The organism is Ancylobacter sp. (assembly GCF_965249975.1).
Taxonomy (GTDB): domain Bacteria; phylum Pseudomonadota; class Alphaproteobacteria; order Rhizobiales; family Xanthobacteraceae; genus Ancylobacter.
This window is the reverse complement of record NZ_CBDFNE010000009.1, coordinates 59,238-81,955: the sequence shown is the minus strand read 5'-3', so window position 1 is coordinate 81,955 and position 22,718 is coordinate 59,238. Positions and strand designations below refer to the sequence as shown.

Below are 22,718 nucleotides of genomic sequence, written 5' to 3'. Positions count from 1 at the left end.
AGGCCGGCATCCCGTGCACCATATGTTGCGCTGCACCGTTTCCGAAAGGGTAGGCCTTTGTCACGATTGCTCCATCGGCTCTTTGCTCTGTGCGCCCTTGCGCTTGTTGGCGCGACGGCCACCGCCGGCGCCGCCACTGCCGAACCCGTGCGCCTGGTGGCGTTTGGCGACAGCCTCACCGCCGGCTATGGCCTCGCCGCCAGCCAGGCCTTTCCGGTACGGCTGCAGGCGGCGCTGCGGGCCAAGGGACACGAGGTTGTGATCGAGAATGCCGGGGTGTCCGGCGACACCACCAGCGCCGGTCTCGCCCGGCTGGACTGGTCGATCCCCGAGGGGACGGACGGGGTGATCCTTGAACTCGGCGCCAATGACGCGCTGCGCGGCCTCGATCCGGCGATCCCCGAGCGCTCGCTCGACGCCATTCTCGCGCGGCTGAAGGCGCGTGGCATTCCGGTGCTGATGGCCGGCATGCGCGCGCCGCCCAATCTCGGCAGTGCCTATCAGGCGCGCTTCGACGGGATCTATGAAAAGCTGGCGCGGAAATACGACGTGCCGCTCTATCCGTTCTTTCTCGACGGCGTGGCTGGCAAAACCGGGCTGAACCTGCCCGATGGCGTGCACCCCACGGCGGCCGGGGTGGACATCATCGTCGCGGGCATGCTGCCGGCGGTGGAGGCGTTTCTGGCGACGCTGAAGCCCCAGGCCCCTGCCGGCGCCGCCACTCCTGACTGACGTACCTCCGCTACCCCGGCGGTAGATGGCAGGATTGTGACGTTGTGTGTCCCGCCGGTTCTCGACGGGCGTGACGGGGCGGGCTAACGCTCGGTCCGGGGCATAGCGTGCATAGTCGGCCTGTGCGGGGGCACATGAAGTATCGAAGCGAGATCGACGGCCTTCGGGCCGTCGCCGTCGTTCCTGTCATCCTGTTTCATGCCGGTTTCGGAGCCTTCTCCGGCGGTTATGTCGGGGTCGACGTTTTCTTCGTCATCAGCGGCTATCTGATTACCGTCATCCTGCTCAGCGAGATCGAGGCCGGCACCTTCTCCATCGCCCGGTTCTATGAGCGGCGGGCGCGGCGCATCCTGCCGGCGCTCAGCGTGGTGATGCTGGCCTGCCTGCCCTTCGCCTGGCTGTGGATGATCCCGGACCAGCTCAAGGAGTTCGGCCAGAGCGTCACGGCGGTCGTGTTCTTCGTCTCCAACTTCCTGTTCTGGAAGGAGGAGGGCAGCTATTTCGCCGCCGCCGCCGAATTGAAGCCGCTGCTCCACACCTGGAGCCTGGCGGTGGAGGAGCAATATTACCTGTTCGCGCCGCTGACGCTGGCGGCGCTGTGGCGCTTCGGCCGCCGCCGGCTGTTCTGGATGGTGGTCGGGGTGGCGGTGCTCAGCCTGCTCGCCACCGAATGGGGCTGGCGCTACGCGCCGCGCGCCAATTTCTACCTGCCGCAATTCCGCATCTGGGAACTGCTCGCCGGGTCGATCTGCGGCTTTCTCGCCACGAGTCATGCGCCGCGTGCCAGCAATGGGCTGAGCGCGCTCGGGCTGGGGATGATCCTGTTCGCCATCTTCGCCTTTGACGAGGCGACGCCGTTCCCGAGCCTCTATGCGCTGGTGCCGGTGGGGGGCGCGGCGCTGGTGGTGCTGTTCGCGCACAAGGGCACGGTGGTGGCGCGGGTGCTGTCGGCGCGGGTGCTGGTCGGCATCGGGCTGATCAGCTACAGCGCCTATCTCTGGCACCAGCCGCTCTTCGCCTTCGCGCGCATCCGCTCGCTGGTGGAGCCGGCGCCGGCGCTGATGACGGCGCTGGCGGTGCTTTCCCTTGTGCTTGCCTATCTCAGCTGGCGCTATGTCGAGCAGCCCTTCCGCCGCCGCCCCGTGCCGCTGCTGCCGGGCCGGCGCGACCTCTTCCGGGCGAGCGCGCTGGTCGGGAGCCTGTTCGCCGTCGTCGGGATCTACGCCAATGTCTCCAAGGGCATTCCCTCGCGATTGGCCAGCATCGAGAAGGGGAGCCACGCGGAACAACTGATCACCTCGGCCAATCGTCCCACAATCGACGCCCATTGCGATCGCAGCGGCGTCCCCAACCAGGTCGGGCCGCTATGCCCGATCTTCCAGCCGGCCAATCCGCGCCACCGCATCCTCATCATCGGCGACAGCCATGCCCAGGCCACGCTGCCCGCCTTCGCCGGGGTGGGCGAAACCGACGCCGTCTACTGGATGGGCGCTGCGAGCTGCCCGCCGCTGATCGGCGTTTCGGTGCATGGCGGGATGTTCGAACTCGGCGTGTGCGAGGATCTCGCCCGGCGCCAGCTGCGCGCGGCGGAGGAGGGCGCTTTCGATATCGTCGTGTTCATCGCGCGCTGGTCGATGTACCATTTCGGCCTGAGGAACAAGGTGTTGATTTCGCTTGAGGGCGCGGGGCGCTACCCCTCGCAGGCGGACGCGCGGGACGCCTTTGCCGCCATGCTGCCCGAGACGGTGCGGCGCTATGTCGACCTGGGCGTGACGGTGGTGCTGCTGGACCAGATTCCCGAGCAGGCCGTGCTGCCGCAGAAGGTCCTGGAACAGGCGGCTCTGCTCGGGCTGCGCGGCGGGTTCGACGGGGAGGCGCTGGAACAGGCGATCTGGGAGAGTTCCCCCGCCCTGGAGACGGATGCCGCGCGCCAGGCTTTCAGCATGGGCGAGCTGCAGAAGGTGAAGGGCGAGAAGGTGTGGCTGCTGTCCTTCGACGAGGTCTTCGAGCGTAAGGGGCGCTATGTCTGGGGCGATCGCGACGGGGCCTTCTATTCCGACCGCGACCATCTCTCAGTTCATGGCAACGCGTTTCTGCGCGACAGCGTGACAAAGGCCTTCGCGGAGATCTCCCGCCCGCCGGACGGCGCGGTGACACCCGGATTGTGACGTTGTGTGTCCCGCCGGTTCTCGACGGGCGTGGCTGGGCGGGGTAACGCCCGGTCCGGGGCATAGCGTGCATAGTCGGCCTGTGCGGGGGCACATGAAGTATCGAAGCGAGATCGACGGCCTTCGGGCCGTCGCCGTCGTTCCTGTCATCCTGTTTCATGCCGGTTTCGGAGCCTTCTCCGGCGGTTATGTCGGGGTCGACGTTTTCTTCGTCATCAGCGGCTATCTGATTACCGTCATCCTGCTCAGCGAGATCGAGGCCGGCACCTTCTCCATCGCCCGGTTCTATGAGCGGCGGGCGCGGCGCATCCTGCCGGCGCTCAGCGTGGTGATGCTGGCCTGCCTGCCCTTCGCCTGGCTGTGGATGATCCCGGACCAGCTCAAGGAGTTCGGCCAGAGCGTCACGGCGGTCGTGTTCTTCGTCTCCAACTTCCTGTTCTGGAAGGAGGAGGGCAGCTATTTCGCCGCCGCCGCCGAATTGAAGCCGCTGCTCCACACCTGGAGCCTGGCGGTGGAGGAGCAATATTACCTGTTCGCGCCGCTGACGCTGGCGGCGCTGTGGCGCTTCGGCCGGCGCCGGCTGTTCTGGATGGTGGTCGGGGTGGCGGTGCTCAGCCTGCTCGCCACCGAATGGGGCTGGCGCTACGCGCCGCGCGCCAATTTCTACCTGCCGCAATTCCGCATCTGGGAACTGCTCGCCGGGTCGATCTGCGGCTTTCTCGCCACGAGTCATGCGCCGCGTGCCAGCAATGGGCTGAGCGCGCTCGGGCTGGGAATGATCCTTTTCGCCATCTTCGCCTTTGACGAGGCGACGCCGTTTCCGAGCCTCTATGCGCTGGTGCCGGTGGTCGGGGCGGCGCTGGTGGTGCTGTTCGCTCATAAGGGCACGGTGGTGGCGCGGGTGCTGTCGGCGCGGGTGCTGGTCGGCATCGGGCTGATCAGCTACAGCGCCTATCTCTGGCACCAGCCGCTCTTTGCCTTCGCGCGCATCCGCTCGCTGGTGGAGCCGGCGCCGGCGCTGATGATGGCGCTGGCGGTGCTTTCCCTTGTGCTTGCCTATCTCAGCTGGCGCTATGTCGAGCAGCCCTTCCGCCGCCGCCCCGTGCCGCTGCTGCCGAGCCGGCGCGACCTCTTCCGCGCGAGCGCGCTGGTCGGGGGCCTGTTCGCTGTCGTCGGGATCGCGATGAGCGTCTCTGGCGGCTTTCCAGGCCGGCTCGCCGGTGTTGCCCCCGGCAGCTATGCCGACACGCTTCTGGCCTCGTTCCGCCGGTCGTCGGTCAAGCTCGACTGCGCTTCAGTGCCGCCGGGCGAGAATCGGGCGCCGCTCTGCGCCGTGTTCACGCCGGAACACCCGAAGCTGCGCATCCTCATTATCGGCGACAGCCATGCCGGTTCGATCCTGCCCGCCTTTGCCGGGGTCGGACGCGACAACGCGGTCTACCAGATGGCACTGGCGAGTTGCCCGCCGATCAACCGCACCACGCTGCACCGGGCGATCTTCGACATCGGCGTATGCGAGCAGGCCACGCGTGACCAGCTGCAGGCCGCACGCGACGGGCATTTTGACGTGGTGGTGCTCGCGGCGCGCTGGTCGGTCTATGCCCGGCGCGGGCGGGGTCGCTCCTTCGCGCTGGGGCCGGAAGGCGACCCGTCCTTCCCGTCCTTCGAGACGTCGCGCGCCACCTTCTCCAGCCATCTGGCCGCGACGGTGCAGGATTATCGCGCTCTCGGCGCCGCCGTGGTGCTCATCGACCAGGTGCCCGAACACCCGGTGGTGCCGCGCAAGGTGATCGAGCAGGCGGTGCTGCTCAATCTCGACCATGGCAGCGGTCCGGCGCAGTTCGAGAAGGCGGTGGAGGAGAGTTCCACCACCGTGGAGGCGGATGGAAAACTGCAGGGCTTCGCCGAGGCGGAGCTGGACAAGCTGCGCGGGGAGAAGGTCTGGGTCCTCTCCTTCGACGCGCTCTTCGCCCATGGCGGGCGCTATCTCTGGGGCGATCGCAACGGGGCCTACTATATCGACGGCGACCACCTTTCTCCCTATGGCGCGGCGCTGGTGGAACCAGCGATGACGGCTGCGTTCTCGACGATCGCAAAGGACCTGCAGGCCGGCGGGAGCGCCCCGCCGGTGCCGTAACGGTAGCCGGTAGATGTGCCGAAGGTCAGCGGGGCGGCGGCTTGCCGCCTGGCCGGGGGCTACCTATCTTGTCCGCTCCTTCCCCCGTCTTTGCGAAAAGCTCCCCCCATGCAGTATCGCCCGCTCGGCCGCACCGGCCTCGAGGTCTCCACGATCTGTCTCGGCACCATGACCTATGGCGAACAGAACACAGAGGCCGAAGGCCACGCGCAGATGGACTATGCGCTCGACCACGGCATCAATTTCTTCGACACCGCCGAACTCTATTCCATTCCGCCGAAGCCCGAGACGCAGGGCTCGACCGAGCGCATCATCGGCAGCTGGTTCAAGGCACGCGGCAACCGCGACAAGGTGATCCTCGCCACCAAAGTGTGCGGCCTCTCGCAGATGGACTGGTTCCGCGACGACGGCGTACCTGCGCGCCCGACGCGTGGCCAGATTCGCGAGGCGGTGGAAAAGAGCCTCGCGCGGCTGCAGACCGACTATATCGACCTCTATCAGCTGCACTGGCCGGGCCGGCCGGTGGCGCTGTTCGGTGCCAACCCGACCCGCTGGGAGAGCGCGCCCGGGCCGGAGACGCCCATCGCCGAGACGCTCGATGCCTTCGCCGAACTGGTGAAGGAGGGAAAGATCCGCCATTTCGGCCTCTCCAATGAGAGCGCCTGGGGCACGATGAAATTCCTCGCCGAGGCGGAGCGGACTGGCGCGCCGCGCGTCGCCTCGCTGCAGAACGCCTATAATCTCCTGAACCGCACTTATGAGACGGCGCTCGCCGAAGTGAGCCTGCGCGAGGATGTGGCACTTCTCGCCTATTCCCCTCTCGGCCAGGGTTACCTCACCGGCAAGTACCAGAAGGGCGCCCTGCCGGTGGGCTCGCGCACCGCGCTGTTCCAGCGCGCGACCCGTTATCAGGTGCCGGGGGCGGAGGAGGCGATCGACGACTATCTCGCCATTGCGCGCGACGCCGGGCTCGATCCCTCGCAGATGGCGATCGCCTTCTGCCTGACGCGCGACTTCATGACCTCGGTCATCATCGGCGCGACGACGATGGAACAGCTCGTCACCGATATCGGCGCGGTCGACGTGACGCTGTCGCCGGAGGTGCTCAAGCGCATCGATGCCGTGCACCAGCTTCGCGGCAATCCCTGCCCCTGAGCGGGCGCGGGCGGCGGGACAACCCGCCGCCTATTTCTCGCCTGTGCTTTCGGGCGGGGCGTGGCGGGTCATCAGCGGTACCTGCGCCATGGCGAAGACGAGGGTGATCGGCAGATAGCCGAAGGTCTTGAACGCCACCCAGGTGTCGGTGGAGACGCTGCGCCAGACGATTTCGTTCAGCACCGCCATGACGAGGAAGAACATGCCCCAGCGTATCGTCAGTTCGCGCCAGCCCTGGTCGGTGAGCACGAAGACATCGCCCAGCACATAGGGCAGCAGCGGCTTGCGCAGCCACAGCCCGCCGAGCAGCGCGACGCCGAACAGTGCGTTGACCAGGGTCGGCTTCATCTTGATGAAATGGTCGTCCTGCAGCACCAGAGTGAGCGTGCCGAACACCAGCACCACGCCGGCGGAGACCAGCGGCATGACCGCGATCTTGCGGGCAATGATCCACATGACAGCCAGGGCGGCGAAGGTGGCGACCATGAAGGCACCGGTGGCGACATAGATGCCGCCGCGCCCATTGGCGATGAAGAACACCACCAGCGGGCCCATTTCCAGCGCGAATTTGAGTAGCGGGTGCATGGTGCGCAGCCGGGTGCCGGTGGCGGGGCCGGATGGTGCATCGCTCATGGGTCAGTCCTCCAGTCCGACGATGGCGCGGGCGAAATCGCGCGCCGCGAAGGGTTGTAGGTCGTCAATGCCCTCGCCGACGCCGATGAGGTGGATTGGCAGGCCGTGCTTGGCGGCGATGGCGACCAGGATGCCGCCGCGTGCCGTGCCGTCCAGCTTGGTCATGACGAGGCCGGTGACGCCGGCCACCCGCTTGAACGCGTCCACCTGCTGCAGGGCGTTCTGGCCCACCGTGGCATCGAGCGTCAGTACCACGGCATGCGGCGCGGTCAGGTCCTGCTTCTTGATCACGCGGACGATCTTTTCCAGCTCGTCCATCAGCTCGACGCGGTTTTGCAGCCGGCCGGCCGTGTCGATGATGAGCACGTCGGCGCCCTCCGCACGGGCCTGCTGCAGCCCGTCAAAGGCGACGCCGGCGGCGTCGGCGCCGGGGGCGCGGGAGACGAGGCTGGCGCCGGTGCGTTCCGCCCAGACCTTCAGCTGCTCAATGGCCGCCGCCCGGAACGTGTCGCCGGCGGCGAGCACCACCTTCTTGCCCTGCGCGCGCAGGGTGGAGGCGAGCTTGCCGATGGTCGTGGTCTTGCCCGAGCCGTTCACGCCGACCATCAGCAGGATGAACGGCTTGGTCTCACCGGCGAAGGCGAGCGGCTTCGCCACCGGCTTCAGCACCGCCTCGATCTCGGCGGCGACGAGGGCGCGCACCTCCTCGGGCTCGATGGTCTTGTCGTAGCGCCCCTTGCCGACGGCAGCGGCGATGCGGGCGGCCGTGTCCATGCCGAGATCGGCGCGGATCAGTACGTCTTCCAGGTCTTCCAGCGTGTCGGCATCGAGCTTGCGCTTGGTGAACAGGTCAGTGATGCCGGTGGATAGACCGGTGGCGGTCCGGGTCAGCCCCTGGGTCAGGCGCTTCCAGAAACCGGGGCGGGCCTTCGTCGTCTCGTCATTCATGTCGTTCATGCCGCGATCAGCCGAACGCCGTCATGGCCGGCGATGCGGATATGGGTCAGCGTTCCGGGCGCGAGCGCCGAGGCCAAGCGCACCGGGGTGAAGCTCTTGGTGCGCGCGATACCGCCACGCTCGGCCAGCACTTCGCGCCGAGCCCCGACCTCGGCGGCGAGGTGGCGCAGCAGCGCATGCGCCCCCTTTTCCCGCAAGCGGCGGGCACGCTCCTTCACGAGAGCGGGGTCGACCGCCGGCATGCGCGCCGCCGGGGTGCCGGGGCGCGGGGAGAAGGGGAAGACGTGCAGATGCGTCAGCCCGCAGGCGTCCACCAGATCGAGCGAGGCGCGGAAAGCCGTCTCCGATTCCGTGGGGAAGCCGGCGATGAGATCGGCGCCGAACACTACATCGGGACGGGCCTGGCGCAGTGCGCGGCAGAATCCGATGGCCTGCTCGCGCGAATGCCGGCGCTTCATCCGCTTGAGGATCAGATTGTCGCCCGCCTGCAGCGACAGGTGGAGATGCGGCATCAGCCGTTCCTCTTCCGCCAGCGCGCGCATCAGCTCGTCGTCGACTTCCACGGAATCGAGCGAGGAGAGCCGCAGCCGGGGCAGTTCCGGCACATGGCGCAGCAGGGTGCGTACCAGCGTGCCGAGCCGTGGCGCACCGGGAAGGCCAGCGCCATAGGAGGTGAGGTCGACCCCGGTGAGCACGATTTCGCGCGTGCCCTGTTCCACCAGCTCGCGCACCCGCGCCACGACGGCGCCCATCGGCACGGAGCGGGAGTTGCCCCGTCCATAGGGGATGACGCAGAAGGTGCAGCGGTGGTCGCAGCCATCCTGCACCTGCACGAAGGCGCGCGTGTGCCCCTCGATCGTGTCGGCGGGACCGTCGAGCAGATGCGGCGCGGTCTCGCGCACCGCCATGATGTCGCCGACGACGATCTTCGCCTCAGGACCGAGGCCGAAATCGAGCGCGGCGCGGGTCGCCTGCCATGCCTCCGGCGCGGTCTTCTCGGCCGTGCCGAGCACGCGATCGACCTCGTCCATGGCGGCGAAGCGGGCGGGCTCGGTCTGCGCGGCGCAGCCGGTGACGATGATGCGGCGGGAGGGCGCCTCGCGCTTGAGCCGGCGGATGGTCTGGCGCGCCTGCTTCACCGCCTCGGCGGTGACGGCACAGGTATTGACGATGACAGCGTTCTCCAGCCCCGCCGCGCCGGCCATCGCCTTGGCGCTGGCGGAATCGAGCGCGTTCAGCCGGCAGCCGAAACTGACGACCTCAACGGCGGACGCAGGGGCCGGGGCGGCGAGGGGCATCGTCACTCGGCTTCGCCGGACGTGATGGCAGAAGGCTCGGCTTCGCCGAGCATGGCGGCGGTGAGCCGGCCGTCGAACTCGAATTCGGCGGGGCCGGTCATCAGCATGTGGTCGTCGCTCTCGCGCCAGTCGATGACGAGATCGCCGCCGGGTAGGCTGATGGTGACGCGCCGGCCGGTGAGGCCGAGGCGCGCCGCGCAGACGGCGGTGGCGCAGGCGGCGGTGCCGCAGGCGCGGGTGAGGCCGACGCCACGCTCCCACACCTTCAGCACGATGTGGTCGGGCGAGACCACCTGCGCGGCGGAGATGTTGGCCCGCTCCGGGAAGATCGGATGGTGTTCCAGCTCCGGCCCCAGAAGGGCGAGGTCGACCGCGTTGATGTCCTCCACCCAGAAAATGGCGTGCGGGTTGCCGACATTGACCACGGCCGGCGCGCGCAGCACGGGCGCTTCCGCCGGCCCGGCCTGCAATTCGATGGCGCGGGTGTCCGCTACCGGGCCGGCGAGCGGGATGTCGTGCCAGCCGAAACGCGGCACGCCCATGTCGACGGTGATGCCTTCCGGGGAGAGAGTGCATTCCAGCGGGCCGGCGACGCTCTCGAACCGCATCTGGTGCGCGCCGGTACGCCCGGATTCATAAAGCGCGATGCAGCGCGTGCCGTTGCCGCAGGCCCCGGATTCCGAACCGTCGGCATTGATGATGCGGACAAAGGCGCGCGTGCCCTCGGTCTGGGGCGGGTAGAGCGCCATGATCTGATCGAAGGGCAGCACCTCCGGCCGGGCGAGGGCGCGCGCCTCTTCCGGCGGCACGGCGAGCGGGGCGTCGCGCAGATCGAGCACCACGATCTCGTTGCCGAGGCCGTTCATCTTGACGAAGGGGCGGTTTTCCAGCGCGGCCATGAACCCGGTTTCGCGGCAGCGGCGGACGGGCCGCCGGTGGGTTGACGAGGATGCGGTCCTTATATGGCGAAGCGCCGAGGCTTGACCAGACTTATCGCCGGCTGGTCCACCCCGGGGCGTGAGTGTCGCGGCACGGCGACAGGGGGCGGCGAAGCGGCGCGGCGGGCCGCGCGGGCCGTCGCGGGCGCGCCTGCGGAATGCTAGGAATCGCGTTGTTGCCTTGTTTCCGGCGCCGCGCCCCTTTTCCGGTGAATCGACCATGATGGTGAACGTCTCCGCCCGCCCGCTGCCGGGCCGGCTTCTCCTCCTGCTGGCGCTGCTGGCCGTGCCGGCGCTGCCGGCCACGCTGCGCGCGCAGGACGCTGCCCCGCCCGCCGCCGCCCCGCCCGCCGCCGCGCCGCCCGCGAACGCCGCGCCCGACGACCCCGCGCCGGCCGGGCCTGATGCGCGTCCGCTCGACGACGACGACATGATCGCCCCGCCGATGATCGACCCGCGCGCGGTGGAAACGCAGAATGTCGCCCCCGCGCCGGACCCCATGAAGCGGCCCGACGGGTTCGGCGAGGAATCGGTGATGAAGCCGGTGCCGGTGCTGATGAAGGCCGGCCACGCGAACTGGGACGACGCCTTCAAGACCATCGTCGAGGCGCTGAAGGAGATCGACGCCGAGATGGCGCGGCTGAAGCTGAAGCCCAACGGCGCCTCCTTCATCATCTATACCGCGACGGACGACCTCGGTTTCGATTTCGAGGCGGCGGTGCCGTTCGAGGGCGCGACGGTGGACAAGCCGCAGAACGGCATGATGTTCTCCGCCTCGCCCGCCGGTCGGGCGCTGCGCTTCACCCATCGCGGGCCCTATGATTCCATGGACCCGACCTATGAGCAGATCGCCAACCTGCTCGATGCCAAGGACCTGGAAGCGCAGGACCTTTATGTCGAGGAATACCGCTCCGACCCCCGCACCACGCCGGAGGACGACCTCGTCATCGACATCTGGGTGCCGCTGAAGTGATCATCGGCGGCACCCCACCGCATGGGTGCCCGGCGTCCCGGCCATTCGCCTCGCTCGCCGCTCTGTGCTATGAGGCGCGCAAACGGACATCTTCGATAGCGACATGAACCTCATCGATACCACAGCGGCCTCCGCCGCCGGGGCGCGTCTCCCCGTCGAGGGCGCGTCCGCCGAGACGCCGCGTGCGGAGGCGAAGCGCTCCCTTGCCGGGCTCGATCGCGCCGGGCTGGCCGAGGCGTTGGCCGAGATCGGCCTGCCGGAGCGCGAACGCCGCATGCGCGTCGCCCAGCTCTGGCACTGGATCTATCTGCGCGGGGCGCTGTCCTTCGACGAGATGACCAATGTCGGCAAGGGGCTGCGCGAAAAGCTCAGTGCTGCCTTCTCACTGGACCGTCCCGAGGTCGTGGTCGAGCAGGTGTCGAATGACGGCACCCGCAAATGGCTGCTGCGCCTGCCGCCCGACATTGCCGGCGACAAGCCGCACGATGTCGAGATGGTCTACATCCCCGAGAGCGACCGCGGCACGCTGTGCGTCTCCTCCCAGGTCGGCTGCACGCTCAACTGCTCCTTCTGCCACACCGGCACCCAGCGCCTGGTGCGCAACCTCACGGCGGCCGAGATCGTGCTCCAGGTGATGGTGGCGCGGGACCGGCTGGGCGACTATCCCGGCCGCGAGCGGGCGACGGGTCCCGGCCTTCCCACCGAAGGCGACCGGCTGGTGACCAATATCGTGTTCATGGGCATGGGCGAGCCGCTCTATGCCTATGATTCCGTCGCCAAGGCGATCGAGGTGCTGGCGGATGGCGAGGGGCTGGGCATCGGCAAGAGGCGCATCACCGTTTCCACCTCGGGCGTGGTGCCGGAGATCGAGAAGCTTGGCCGCGAGGTCGGGCCGATGCTCGCCATCTCACTGCACGCGGTGCGCGACGAGCTGCGCGACGTGCTGGTGCCGATCAACAAGAAGTACCCGCTGAAGGATCTGCTGGAGGCGTGCCGCACCTATCCGGCCGCGTCCAACGCCAAGCGCATCACCTTCGAATATGTGATGCTCAAGGGTGTCAACGACAGCCCGGCCGACGCCAAGGCGCTGGTGCGGCTCCTGGCCGGCATTCCCGCCAAGATCAACCTGATCCCGTTCAACCCCTGGCCGGGCACGAAATATGAGTGCTCGGACTGGGAGACCATCGAACAGTTCTCCGACATCGTCTTTCGCGCCGGCTATTCCAGCCCGGTGCGCACGCCGCGCGGGCGCGACATCCTCGCCGCCTGCGGCCAGCTGAAAAGCGAGACGGAGAAGCTCTCCGCCCGCGAGCGCCTCGCCTTGCGCGCGATGGCGGCGGCGGCGGAATAGGGGCGCGACATGGACAATCTGCTGCGGCTGCTGCTGCGTCTCCTCATCGTGCCGCTCGGCGGCGTGGCGGGAATGATCGCCGCGCTGGCCATCATCCTTGTCGGTTACTGGCAGCTGGGCGACCTGATCTCCGGCGCGACCGAGATCGAGGCGGTGGCGCTGGCGGATGCGCTGACCACCGCCGCCTTTGCGATGATGGCCATTGTCGTCCTGATGGGCGGTCTCGCGCTGATCGGCGTGCTCTTCGCCGAGGCGTTCGCGGTGCGCTCCTGGATGTTTCACGTCGCCAATGGCGCGGTCTCGGCCTTGATCGCGGCACAGATTTTCCCGCCCTATCCGGATGCGCCCGTGCCGTTCAACGGCATGCTCTACATTCTCGGCGCTGGCCTCGCCGGAGGGCTGGTCTATTGGGCGGTGGCGGGATGGAGCGCTGGTTTCTGGAAGCCGCTGGGCCCCGCGCAGCCCGCCGCGCCGCTGCCGCCGGCCCAGCCCGCTCCCCCCACGGCGCCCTGAGCGCTGTTGCAACGCTTGCACCGGCGCGCGCCATGCCTATAGTCCGCGCGCCCTTCCGGGCTCGGCTCCTTTCCTGCGGAACGTGATATGGCGAACGATGTGAAGAAGGTGGTGCTCGCCTATTCGGGCGGTCTCGACACCTCGGTGATCCTCAAATGGCTGCAGACCACCTATGGCTGCGAGGTGGTGACCTTCACCGCCGATCTCGGCCAGGGTGAGGAGCTGGAGCCGGCGCGCAAGAAGGCCGAGCTGCTCGGCATCAAGCCGGAAAACATCTTCATCGAGGACGTGCGCGAGGAATTCGTCTCCGAATACGTGTTCCCGATGTTTCGCGCCAATGCGCTGTATGAGGGGCTGTACCTGCTCGGCACCTCCATCGCCCGGCCGCTGATCTCGAAGAAGCAGATCGAGATCGCCCGCAAGGTGGGTGCCGATGCTGTGGCGCATGGTGCCACCGGCAAGGGCAACGACCAGGTGCGCTTCGAGCTCTCCTATTACGCGCTGGAGCCGGAGATCAAGGTGATCGCGCCGTGGCGCGAATGGGAGCTGACCTCGCGCACCCGTCTGCTGGAATTCGCCGAGACGCACCAGATTCCGATCGCCAAGGACAAGCGCGGCGAGGCGCCGTTCTCGGTCGACGCCAACCTGCTGCACTCCTCTTCCGAGGGCAAGGTGCTGGAAGACCCGGCCGAGGAAGCGCCGGAATATGTCTACCAGCGTACCATCTCGCCCGAGGCGGCGCCTGATAAGGCGACCTACATCACCGTCGGCTTCGAGAAGGGCGACGCGGTCTCCATTGATGGCGAGAAGCTCTCCCCCGCCACGCTGCTGACCAAGCTCAACGAACTCGGCAAGGCCAATGGCATCGGCCGGCTCGACCTCGTCGAGAACCGCTTCGTCGGCATGAAGTCGCGCGGCGTCTACGAGACCCCCGGCGGCACGATCCTTCTGCAGGCGCATCGCGGCATTGAGAGCATCACGCTCGACCGCGGCGCGGCGCATCTGAAAGACGACATCATGCCCCGCTATGCGGAGCTGATCTATTACGGCTTCTGGTTCTCGCCCGAGCGCGAGATGCTGCAGGCGCTGATCGACAAGAGCCAGGAATTTGTCACCGGCGAGGTTCGGCTCAAGCTCTACAAGGGCAATGTCGAGGTGGTCGGCCGCTCCTCGCCCTATTCGCTGTACAATCAGGACCTCGTGACCTTCGAAGAAGGCGCGGTGGCCTATGACCACCGCGACGCGGCCGGCTTCATCAAGCTGAACGCGCTGCGCCTGCGCACGCTGGCCAATCGCGACCGCAAGGTCCGGGGCTGAAGTTGTCGAGCGAAGTCATGCCCGGAGATACCCGGGGACCCAGAGTTTCCGGCGCGCACTGACCCTGGGTGCCCGGGTCAAGCCCGGGCATGAGGGGGTGTGAGAGACGTCCTCAGATCGCCTGACCGCCCGACACCTCGATGCGCTGGGCGGTGACCCAGCGATTGTCGGGCGACAGGAGGCTTGCCACCATCGGGCCGATATCATCAGGCACGCCGACGCGGCCGAGCGCGGTGATGCCGGCGAGCTGCTTGTTGATCTCGGCATTGTCACGCACCGCGCCGCCGCCGAAATCGGTCTCGATCGCGCCCGGCGCCACCGTGTTGACGGCGATGCTGCGCGCCCCGAGTTCCTTGGCCATATAGCGGGTGAGCACTTCCACCGCGCCCTTCATCGCCGCATAAGCGGCATAGCCGGGATAGGCGAAGCGGGTGAGGCCGGAGGAGAAATTGACGATGCGCCCGCCATCAGTGATCAGCGGCAGCAGCGTCTGGGTGAGGAAGAACACGCCTTTCACATGCACGTCGACCAGCCGGTCGAACTGCGCCTCGGTGGTGTCGGCGATGGACGCATAATCGCCATGGCCGGCATTGTTGACGAGATGGTCGAAGCTCTCGCGGCCCCAGACTTCTGAAAGGGCGGCGCGCAGCTTCTCCGCGAAGGCGGGGAAGTCGGCGATCCGCCCGGTGTCGAGCTGCAGCGCCACCGCCTTGCGGCCCAGCGCCTCGATCTCGGCCACCACGGCCTGCGCGTCCTCGGCGCGGCTGTGATAGGTCAAGACCACGTCGCCGCCGCGCCGGGCCACGCTGAGGGCGGTGTTGCGGCCGAGCCCGCGGCTCCCGCCGGTGATGAGGGTGATCGTCATGGGTCCGTCTCCTGTCATTGGGGTGAGACAGATATGACGCGCGGCGCGCGGCCGGGGTTGCCGGATCGGCGGAGCTTCTTGCCTATTTCTCCGAAGGTGCTTTCCTTTCTCGGCCGCCGGGCTAGCATGCCGGCATGACAACGCTGCTCGACATCATGGATCGGCACGGCCGGCTTCACGCCGATGCCAACGGCATCGCCACGACCCCGATCCCCGGCGTCATGTTTTTCCGCGTCACCGCCCCGTCGGGCGTCAGTCATGCCATCGCTCGGCCGCTGGTCTGCCTGGTCGTGCAGGGCGCCAAGCAGGTGACGATGGGAGGGCGGGATTTTTCTCTCGGTGCCGGCGATTCGCTCCTGATCACCGCCGACGTGCCGATCGTCAGCCAGATCACCAAGGCAGGCCCTTCCGCGCCCTATGTGTCGCTGGTGCTGGAGCTGGACCTTGCCATCGTCGCTGAGCTGGCGCGGGAAATGGGACCGGCGCTGGCCGGGGCGGCGGACCCTGTGCGGGTCGACCCGACCGATGGCGAGGTGGCGGGCGCGGCGCTGCGGCTGCTGCACTTGCTCGATCGTCCCGCCGCGCTGCCGGTGCTTCAGGCGCCGCTCATTCGCGAGATGCATTACTGGCTGCTGGCCGGGCGGCACGGCGCCGCCATTCGCCGGCTCGGCTGGCCGGACAGTCACGCCCAGCGCATCGGCCGCGCGGTGGCGCTGCTGCGCGCGGAGTTCGCCAAGCCCTTGCCGGTGAACCGACTCGCGGAGGTGGCGGGAATGAGCGTCTCCACCTTCCACCAGCATTTCCGCGCCGTCACCTCGCTGTCGCCGCTGCAATTCCAGAAGCAGCTTCGGCTGATCGAGGCGCGGCGGCTGATGGCGGCGGAAGGGGCGTCCGCCAGCATGGCGGCCTTTGCGGTTGGCTATGAAAGCGTGCCGCAATTCACCCGCGAATATGGACGCCTGTTCGGTGCGCCGCCGGTGCGGGACGTGAAGGCGGCGCGGGAGCAGATGCGCGCCGCCTGAATGTCGTGAAGCGCGGTCTCAGTCCAGCGGCACCTTGCGATTCTCACCGAGATCGGTGGTGGAGCCGGAGAGACGCGCCGCCATCATCTTGAACAGCACGCCAATGGAATTGGACGGACCGTCCCAATATTCCGCCTGGTCGGGGATGAAGCGCAGCACGCAGATATTCGGGTCGGTCTTGCCCTGCGGCCAGAACGCCTTGTTCATTTCGCTCCACAATTCGTCGATCTTGGCCCGGTCGTTGGAGACTTCGGCCTGGCCGGAGACGGAGAGGTAGTTGTTGTCGCCCGGCTTGGCGAAGGTCAGCGCGGCCTGCGGGTCCCGCTCCACCTCGTCGTCCTTGTGGCCGCGACGGTCGGAAAGGAACCAGACGCAGCCTTCCTCGCGCGAGGGATGGGCGTCCATCGGCCGGGCGCGCAGCGTTTCGCCCTCGCGGGTGACGAGCATGCAGATGCGCATATCCTCCATCATCTCCCAAACGCGGTCGATGGCTTCGGCGGTGGTCTTGTCATCCATGTAAAAAGCCTCCTCGGGTTCGAGGGGAGAACCCGGAGCCTCTGCGCTGGTTCCTCGCGTCGTGCGGCGATCCGCCTGCGGCATCCGTGCTGTTCCGCTGTCATGTGGCGGCGCTCTCGCTATGCTAGCGAACCCACGCAAGGAGACGCTCATGGCCTGGTCGCTCACCGTCGGATATGTCTATGGCACCGCGGTCCGCATTCATGTGACCTTCCTGCTGTTCCTCGCCTGGATCTGGGTCGCGTATTACCAGCGGGGCGGGGCGGGCGCGGCTTGGGACGGCGTCGCCTTTGTGGCGCTGCTTTTCCTCTGTGTGCTGCTGCACGAATTCGGCCATATCTTCGCGGCGCGGCGCTATGGGGTGAAGACGCCGGAGGTGACCCTCTGGCCCTTCGGCGGCATCGCCCGGCTGGAGCGCATCCCGGAAAAGCCGTCGGAAGAATTGGTGGTGGCGCTGGCCGGGCCGGCGGTGAATGTGGTCATCGCCGCCGTGCTGCTGCTCTTCCTCGGCGGCAATGTCGGGGTCGAGCACATTGAGAGCATCGAAAACCCGCAGGTGAGCCTGCTGGCCAAGCTCGCGGCCGCCAATATCTTTCTCGTGGTCTTCAATCTCATTCCCGCCTTTCCCATGGATGGCGGGCGGGTGCTGCGGGCGCTACTGGCAATGCGGATGAGCCACGCGCAGGCGACGCAGACGGCGGCCTCCATCGGCCAGGGCCTTGCCATCGGCCTCGGCGTGCTCGGCATTTTCGGCAACCCGATGCTGATCATCATCGCGGTCTTCGTGTTTCTCGCAGCGTCCGGCGAGGCCGGGCAGGTGCAGATGAAGCAGGTGGCGCAGGGCCTGCTGGTGGAAGACGCGATGATCACCCAGTTCGAGACGCTGGGCCCGACGGCGAGCGTCGGCGACGCGGCGGAGGCGCTGATCCGCACCACCCAGAAGGAGTTTCCCATCGTCGACGGCGCGGTCCATCTGCGCGGCGTGCTGACCCGTGACGCCATGATCCGCGCGCTGCAGGCGCAGGGCCCCGGCGCCTCGGTGCTGGAAGCGATGGCGGAGGTGCCGACGGTGGGCACCCGTACCCCGCTCGACCGTGCGCTGGCGCTGATCACCCAGCGCGGCGCGCCGGTGGTCGGCGTGGTGGATGCCGGCGGAAGGCTGGTCGGCCTGCTCTCGCCGGAGAATGTCGGCGAGATGATGATGCTGCGCGCCGCCCAGCCAGACGCCCGCTTCGGGCCGTGGGCGAAGCGCAGTCCGCCCGCGCGGCCTGTGGCGTGAAAGCGCGGGCGAGCCGTGAGGTCTAGCCGGCTTCCTTGACGCCGGTCACGCCGGTGAAGGAGGGCGGGTCGCTGGCGGGAAAGCTCTCGTCCAGCGCCTCGTCGACGTCCGCGTCGCTGGCGTGATGGGCCGGCGGGATGACCTCAGTGCCGCCGGGAACGCCGCCATCGGAGGGTGGCACGTCGCCGGTGATGCCGCCAAGTGCCGGCGGATCGCTGGCGGGGAAGGTGTCCTCGACGCTCTCGTCGATCTCGGCTTCGGTATATTCCGGCTCGCCCGGCTTGCGGCTGTCCTGAACCATGGCCCACTCCTGTGTCTGACAGCTTCAAGGTGGGGCCAAAGCGGGTGGCTTCAAGGGTTTGAGGCGGCCGCGCGCGCCGATTACCCGGCACGGAACCTTGGGCGGCCCCGCGCGTTGTCGGCAACGTCGCGCCTTGTTCCAGCGCGCGGGCGCGGCGGCGTTTCCCGATCTCTGGCGCGCCGAGGAGTAGGTTCATGACCCACGTTCACGAGCCCGTCCGGCTGCAATACTGGCCGCCCTCCCACACTGTGGATGCCCCTGACAAATGGCCCGATTCCTATGAATTCGGCTCGGTGGAAGATGCGGTCGCCTTTGCCATGACCCAGTCGCCTTCCCACCGCGAGGTGGCGTGGCTGCGCACGGCCGAGGGCGAAATCCTCAAGCCCGCGCAGATCCGCCGGCTGTGGGAATTGCGGCGCGACCATTGATCGCTTTTTCGTCCGCGACGGCGGAGCGCACCGCTTCCGTCGTTGATCTTGCGGGCTTTGTGAGTATAGTGCGCCGCAAAATTCACGCGGGTCCGAAGACTTCGGGCCCGCTTTTTGGTGTTTTCATATGAAGCTGCGCAACATCGCCATCATCGCCCACGTCGACCACGGCAAGACCACGCTGGTGGACGAACTGCTGAAGCAGTCCGGTTCCTACCGCGAGAACCAGCGCGTCGCCGAGCGTGTGATGGATTCGAACGATCTCGAAAAGGAGCGCGGCATCACCATCCTCGCCAAGGCCACCTCGGTGGTCTGGAAGGACACCCGGATCAACATCGTCGACACCCCCGGCCACGCCGATTTCGGCGGCGAGGTGGAGCGCATCCTCAACATGGTGGACGGCGCCATCGTGCTGGTCGACGCCGCCGAAGGCCCGATGCCGCAGACCAAATTCGTGGTCGGCAAGGCGCTGAAGGTCGGCCTGCGCCCGATCGTGGCGATCAACAAGGTCGACCGCTCGGACGCCCGCGCGCAGGAAGTCATCAACGAGGTGTTCGACCTCTTCGCCGCGCTCGACGCCAATGACGACCAGCTCGACTTCCCCATTCTCTACGGGTCCGGCCGCAATGGCTGGATGGCGCATTCGCCGGAAGGCCCGCAGGACGAGGGCATGGCCCCGCTGTTCGATCTCGTGCTCAAGCATGTGCCCGAGCCGACCGTCGATGATGGCCCGTTCCGCATGATCGGCACGCTGCTGGAAGCCAACCCCTTCCTCGGCCGCATGATCACCGGGCGCATCACCTCCGGTTCGATCAAGCCGAACCAGTCCATCAAGGTTCTGGCGCAGGACGGCTCGCTCGTCGAGCAGGGCCGCGTCTCCAAGATTCTCGCCTTCCGTGGTATTGAGCGCCAGCCGATCGAGGAAGGCGTGCAGGGCGACATCATCGCCATTGCCGGCCTTTCCAAGGGCACGGTGGCCGACACCTTCTGCGCGCTCGAAGTGTCCGAGCCGCTCAAGGCGCAGCCGATCGATCCGCCGACCGTCACTATGTCCTTCATCGTCAACGATTCGCCGCTCGCCGGCACCGAGGGCGACAAGGTGACGAGCCGCGTCATTCGCGACCGCCTGCTGCGCGAGGCCGAAGGCAATGTCGCGCTGAAGATCGAAGAATCCTCCGACAAGGATTCGTTCTTCGTCTCCGGTCGCGGCGAATTGCAGCTCTCGGTGCTGATCGAGACCATGCGCCGCGAAGGCTTCGAAATCGCCGTGTCGCGTCCGCGCGTGGTGTTCTCGAAGGACGAGGCGACCGGCGAGATTCTTGAGCCGATCGAAGAAGTGCTGATCGACGTCGATGAGGAATATTCCGGCGTCGTGGTGCAGAAGATGTCCGAGCGCCGGGCCGAAATGGTGGAGATGAAGCCTTCGGGCGGCAGCCGCCAGCGCCTGGTGTTCTACGCCCCCACCCGTGGCCTCATCGGCTACCAGGGCGAGCTGATGACCGACACGCGCGGCACCGCCATCATGAACCGGCTGTTCCACGCCTATCAGCCGCATCGTGGCGAGATCCCCGGCCGCCGCAACGGCGTGCTGATCTCCAACGAGGCGGGCGAAGCCGTGGCCTACGCGCTGTGGAACCTCGAGGACCGCGGCCCGATGATGATCGAGCCCGGCTGGAAGGTCTATCAGGGCATGATCGTGGGCGAGCACAACCGCGAGAACGATCTGGAAGTGAACGTTCTCAAGGGCAAGAAGCTCACCAACATCCGCACCACTTCGAAGGACGAAGCGGTGCGCCTCACCCCGCCGATCCGCATGACGCTGGAGCGCTCGCTGGCCTGGATTCAGGATGACGAGCTGGTCGAGGTGACGCCGAAGTCCATCCGCATCCGCAAGCGCTTCCTCGATCCCAATGAGCGCAAGCGCGAGGAGCGCCGCAAGGAAGCCGAAGGCGTCTGACGCCAGCGTCGGCAAGGGATGAAAGGCCTGTCCGCCTGCGCGGGCAGGCCTTTTTCATGGGGCCGGAGCGTGACCCCGGCGCCACGGTGCGGTGGAACGATCGCCCCGACGCTGCGGAAAGCCCTTGATCCCGCGGAGCGCATTTGCTCCCATCAGTTCATGAGCACGCTTCTCGTCGAGACACGCCGGGCGCGCCTGGCCGATGCAGGCGACATTGCCGATATCCACGATGCGGCATGGCGGGTGGCCTATCGCGGCCTCATCCCCGGCGCCGAGCTGGAGAAGATGATCCAGCGCCGGGGCCCCGCCTGGTGGCACACCGCGCTGAAGCGCGGTTCGCGCGTCATTGTCCTCACCTTCGGCGACGCCGTGGCCGGCTATGCCAATGTCGGGCGCAACCGGGCGCGCGGGCTGCCCTTCGAGGGCGAGATCTACGAGCTTTATCTGCGGCCGGAATATCAGGGGCTGGGCTTCGGGCGCCGCCTGTTCGAAGATGCGCGCAAGGAACTCGCCAGTGCCGGTTTTGACGGGCTGGCCGTGTGGGCGTTGGCGGCCAACGAGCCGGCCGTGGGTTTCTACCGCGCCATGGGCGGCATGGGCGTCGCGCGTTCCACCGAGAGCTTCGGCGGCCGCGCGCTGGAGAAACTGGCCTTCGGCTGGAACGCCTGACGCCTCTTCGAGCATAACTTAGAGACTGATCCACCGATCAGGTTGCTTCAACCTGATCGGATCAGGCTCCAGCGACCTTGCAGAATTGATCAGCCGGCAGCGTCGGCGAGGCGCGTCAGCCGGGCGGCGATCTCCTGCGCGTTGCCGGCAAGCCGAAAGCTCTTGGTCCGGCCCGTCGCGCCCGCCAGCAGTTCCACCCGCGAGGCCGCGAGACCGGCCGCCTTGGCCAGCAGTTTCGCTAGCGCGGCATTGGCCTTGCCGTCCTCGGCGGCGACACTGACACGCGCTTTCAGCGCGCGCCGCCCGTCGCCGAGTTCGACGATGCCGTCAATCGCATCGCGCCCGCCGCGCGGGGTGGCGCGCACCGTCACCGTCACCCCCTCGGCCGTCAGTGTCCAGGGCAGCGCCGCAAGGGGCGCGGTCACGAGCCGGCGACGAGTTCGAACACCAGGTTGCGGATGAAATAGAGCAGGATGATCAGGATGACCGGCGAGACATCAATGCCGCCGAGATTGGGCAGCACACGCCGCAGCGGCGCCAACACCGGCTCGGTCACCCGCCAGAGGAATTCGCCGATGCTGCGGACGATGGGGTTGTGCGCGTTGACCACGTTGAACACAACCAGCCAGGACAGGATGGCCGAGGCGATGAGGATCCAGACATAAAGCGTGATCAGCGTGTCGAACAGCCAGAGAATCGAATACATCGGCAGCCTCGGAACAGGGGCGGGAGCACGGCGCGGACGTGTCTCGTCAGACTGGAGACCGAGCTGCCGAGCCGGCTTTTCCACCGGCCCGGATCGGCCGCCAAAGCGCCGTCCGTCACGATGCTTAATGCTGCCGCTGCATTGCGGCAACCCTGATTCACAGCCCTGTGCGCCAAGCGCACCGAGCCGCCTTGACACAGCCCCGGCGGCGAACGTACAAGGCGCGGCCTGAGGCTTGGGGCCGTAGCTCAGTTGGGAGAGCGCTGCAATCGCACTGCAGAGGTCAGGGGTTCAAATCCCCTCGGCTCCACCAGGTCTTCTCCAGGCGACCACCTCAAAATCACATCCTTAAAACCGCCGCGCCGTCTGGTACGCCGATGGCTCTAACGCATAGGCCTCGGCCATCCGCGCTCTTGCGCGCTGGTTTAGGTGAAGAGACCTCTGCGCGCGGCTCGGGGATGTGTTCTGCAACCAGCGCATTGCCGCGTTCTGGCCGAAGGCGCGAGCGAGCTGCTGCGCGCGGGAGTCGGCATGACGTTGTTTGCGACCAGGGACGTCCAAAGCGCGGGCGTCGCCGGTGAGCGGCGGGCGGCGATTGCCCCCGAGGATCTGTCTTTTCTGATCTGCGTCGAAGGCAACGCGCTCGGTTCGCAGGCGCTTCTGCTCTGCGAGAGCCTGCGCCGCCGCGGCGGCGCCTATGCGCGCTGCGCAATCTGGGCCGTCTCGCCCCGACCCGAGTTTCCCGTGGCGCCGGATGTCGAGAAAGCTCTGCTTGGGCTCGGGGTCCACGTCGTCGCGCTCCC

Annotated in this window: 23 protein-coding genes and 1 tRNA gene; 14 read left to right on the top strand and 10 right to left on the bottom strand. The window is 67.5% G+C overall.

Annotated features, from left to right (window positions below):
- Nucleotides 1-66: 66 nt before the first annotated feature.
- From ACP2AH_RS09935 to ACP2AH_RS09920, 4 genes are all read left to right on the top strand, one after another.
- On the top strand, nt 67-732 hold the full coding sequence (locus tag ACP2AH_RS09935; protein ID WP_425105686.1) for an arylesterase: 666 nt from the start codon (nt 67-69) through the stop codon (nt 730-732).
- Between the two features lie 134 nt (nt 733-866).
- Nucleotides 867-2,900, top strand: coding sequence for an acyltransferase family protein (locus tag ACP2AH_RS09930; RefSeq protein ID WP_425105651.1), 2,034 nt, complete (start codon nt 867-869; stop codon nt 2,898-2,900).
- A gap of 94 nt (nt 2,901-2,994) precedes the next feature.
- Nucleotides 2,995-5,037, top strand: a complete 2,043-nt coding sequence (locus ACP2AH_RS09925; protein ID WP_425105650.1) for an acyltransferase family protein — start codon at nt 2,995-2,997, stop codon at nt 5,035-5,037.
- A 108-nt stretch (nt 5,038-5,145) separates the two neighbouring features.
- Nucleotides 5,146-6,192: an aldo/keto reductase gene (locus ACP2AH_RS09920; protein ID WP_425105649.1), complete on the top strand. Its 1,047-nt coding sequence runs from the start codon at nt 5,146-5,148 to the stop codon at nt 6,190-6,192.
- A 30-nt stretch (nt 6,193-6,222) separates the two neighbouring features.
- On the opposite strand, the gene ACP2AH_RS09915 is transcribed toward ACP2AH_RS09920, so the two are convergent.
- The 4 genes from ACP2AH_RS09915 to dapF are packed head-to-tail and all read right to left on the bottom strand — an operon-like array spanning nt 6,223 to nt 9,979.
- A complete protein-coding gene (locus tag ACP2AH_RS09915; protein WP_425105648.1) occupies nt 6,223-6,825 on the bottom strand; it encodes a septation protein A in 603 nt (200 codons plus the stop codon).
- 3 nt (nt 6,826-6,828) lie between these two features.
- Nucleotides 6,829-7,782, bottom strand: coding sequence for a signal recognition particle-docking protein FtsY (gene ftsY / locus ACP2AH_RS09910; RefSeq protein ID WP_425105647.1), 954 nt, complete (start codon nt 7,780-7,782; stop codon nt 6,829-6,831).
- A complete protein-coding gene (gene mtaB / locus ACP2AH_RS09905) occupies nt 7,779-9,080 on the bottom strand; it encodes a tRNA (N(6)-L-threonylcarbamoyladenosine(37)-C(2))-methylthiotransferase MtaB (RefSeq protein WP_425105685.1) in 1,302 nt (433 codons plus the stop codon). The genes ftsY and mtaB overlap by 4 nt, the downstream gene beginning before the upstream one ends.
- A gap of 2 nt (nt 9,081-9,082) precedes the next feature.
- Nucleotides 9,083-9,979: a diaminopimelate epimerase gene (gene dapF / locus ACP2AH_RS09900; protein ID WP_425105646.1), complete on the bottom strand. Its 897-nt coding sequence runs from the start codon at nt 9,977-9,979 to the stop codon at nt 9,083-9,085.
- A gap of 259 nt (nt 9,980-10,238) precedes the next feature.
- On the opposite strand from dapF, the gene ACP2AH_RS09895 reads away from it, so the two are divergent.
- The 4 genes from ACP2AH_RS09895 to ACP2AH_RS09880 all read left to right on the top strand — a co-directional run bounded on the left by ACP2AH_RS09895 (nt 10,239) and on the right by ACP2AH_RS09880 (nt 14,172).
- The gene (locus ACP2AH_RS09895; RefSeq protein ID WP_425105645.1) at nt 10,239-10,991 is read left to right on the top strand and encodes a GyrI-like domain-containing protein; all 753 of its coding nucleotides are present in this window, start codon (nt 10,239-10,241) and stop codon (nt 10,989-10,991) included.
- Nucleotides 10,992-11,094: 103 nt separating this feature from the next.
- Nucleotides 11,095-12,342 (top strand): 23S rRNA (adenine(2503)-C(2))-methyltransferase RlmN, encoded by a 1,248-nt coding sequence (gene rlmN / locus ACP2AH_RS09890; protein WP_425105644.1) that lies wholly within the window; start codon nt 11,095-11,097, stop codon nt 12,340-12,342.
- Between the two features lie 9 nt (nt 12,343-12,351).
- On the top strand, nt 12,352-12,855 hold the full coding sequence (locus tag ACP2AH_RS09885; RefSeq protein ID WP_425105643.1) for a hypothetical protein: 504 nt from the start codon (nt 12,352-12,354) through the stop codon (nt 12,853-12,855).
- A gap of 87 nt (nt 12,856-12,942) precedes the next feature.
- A complete protein-coding gene (locus ACP2AH_RS09880) occupies nt 12,943-14,172 on the top strand; it encodes an argininosuccinate synthase (protein WP_425105642.1) in 1,230 nt (409 codons plus the stop codon).
- Nucleotides 14,173-14,284: 112 nt separating this feature from the next.
- Here the strand turns inward: ACP2AH_RS09880 and ACP2AH_RS09875 are convergent, their stop codons facing one another.
- Nucleotides 14,285-15,037, bottom strand: a complete 753-nt coding sequence (locus ACP2AH_RS09875) for an SDR family NAD(P)-dependent oxidoreductase (protein ID WP_425105641.1) — start codon at nt 15,035-15,037, stop codon at nt 14,285-14,287.
- Between the two features lie 134 nt (nt 15,038-15,171).
- Here ACP2AH_RS09875 and ACP2AH_RS09870 point away from each other — a divergent pair, with 134 nt between their 5' ends.
- The gene (locus tag ACP2AH_RS09870; RefSeq protein ID WP_425105640.1) at nt 15,172-16,059 is read left to right on the top strand and encodes an AraC family transcriptional regulator N-terminal domain-containing protein; all 888 of its coding nucleotides are present in this window, start codon (nt 15,172-15,174) and stop codon (nt 16,057-16,059) included.
- Between the two features lie 18 nt (nt 16,060-16,077).
- On the opposite strand, the gene ACP2AH_RS09865 is transcribed toward ACP2AH_RS09870, so the two are convergent.
- Complete coding sequence (locus tag ACP2AH_RS09865; RefSeq protein WP_425105639.1) at nt 16,078-16,575, bottom strand: pyridoxamine 5'-phosphate oxidase family protein; 498 nt, start codon at nt 16,573-16,575, stop codon at nt 16,078-16,080.
- 151 nt (nt 16,576-16,726) lie between these two features.
- Between ACP2AH_RS09865 and ACP2AH_RS09860 the strand changes: the two genes are divergently transcribed.
- Complete coding sequence (locus ACP2AH_RS09860; protein ID WP_425105638.1) at nt 16,727-17,854, top strand: site-2 protease family protein; 1,128 nt, start codon at nt 16,727-16,729, stop codon at nt 17,852-17,854.
- A gap of 22 nt (nt 17,855-17,876) precedes the next feature.
- Here the strand turns inward: ACP2AH_RS09860 and ACP2AH_RS09855 are convergent, their stop codons facing one another.
- The gene (locus ACP2AH_RS09855) at nt 17,877-18,155 is read right to left on the bottom strand and encodes a hypothetical protein (RefSeq protein ID WP_425105637.1); all 279 of its coding nucleotides are present in this window, start codon (nt 18,153-18,155) and stop codon (nt 17,877-17,879) included.
- Nucleotides 18,156-18,349: 194 nt separating this feature from the next.
- On the opposite strand from ACP2AH_RS09855, the gene ACP2AH_RS09850 reads away from it, so the two are divergent.
- The 3 genes from ACP2AH_RS09850 (at nt 18,350) to ACP2AH_RS09840 (ending at nt 21,209) form a co-directional block, all read left to right on the top strand.
- Entirely contained in the window at nt 18,350-18,583 is a 234-nt protein-coding gene (locus ACP2AH_RS09850; RefSeq protein ID WP_425105636.1) for a hypothetical protein, read from the top strand.
- A 127-nt stretch (nt 18,584-18,710) separates the two neighbouring features.
- Nucleotides 18,711-20,540 carry a translational GTPase TypA gene (typA, locus tag ACP2AH_RS09845; RefSeq protein ID WP_421699328.1) on the top strand — a complete coding sequence of 610 codons (1,830 nt, stop codon included), beginning with the start codon at nt 18,711-18,713 and terminating at the stop codon, nt 20,538-20,540.
- A 159-nt stretch (nt 20,541-20,699) separates the two neighbouring features.
- Nucleotides 20,700-21,209 carry an N-acetyltransferase family protein gene (locus tag ACP2AH_RS09840; RefSeq protein ID WP_425105635.1) on the top strand — a complete coding sequence of 170 codons (510 nt, stop codon included), beginning with the start codon at nt 20,700-20,702 and terminating at the stop codon, nt 21,207-21,209.
- Between the two features lie 89 nt (nt 21,210-21,298).
- Here ACP2AH_RS09840 and ACP2AH_RS09835 read toward each other — a convergent pair whose 3' ends face one another.
- Both ACP2AH_RS09835 and ACP2AH_RS09830 read right to left on the bottom strand, forming a co-directional pair.
- Nucleotides 21,299-21,634, bottom strand: a complete 336-nt coding sequence (locus tag ACP2AH_RS09835) for a DUF167 family protein (RefSeq protein WP_425105634.1) — start codon at nt 21,632-21,634, stop codon at nt 21,299-21,301.
- Nucleotides 21,631-21,915, bottom strand: a complete 285-nt coding sequence (locus ACP2AH_RS09830) for a YggT family protein (RefSeq protein WP_244450303.1) — start codon at nt 21,913-21,915, stop codon at nt 21,631-21,633. The genes ACP2AH_RS09835 and ACP2AH_RS09830 overlap by 4 nt, the downstream gene beginning before the upstream one ends.
- Nucleotides 21,916-22,152: 237 nt before the next feature.
- Between ACP2AH_RS09830 and ACP2AH_RS09825 the strand changes: the two genes are divergently transcribed.
- Nucleotides 22,153-22,228 (top strand) — tRNA-Ala (locus tag ACP2AH_RS09825).
- A 35-nt stretch (nt 22,229-22,263) separates the two neighbouring features.
- On the opposite strand, the gene ACP2AH_RS09820 is transcribed toward ACP2AH_RS09825, so the two are convergent.
- A complete protein-coding gene (locus ACP2AH_RS09820) occupies nt 22,264-22,704 on the bottom strand; it encodes a hypothetical protein (RefSeq protein WP_425105633.1) in 441 nt (146 codons plus the stop codon).
- Nucleotides 22,705-22,718: the final 14 nt, after the last annotated feature.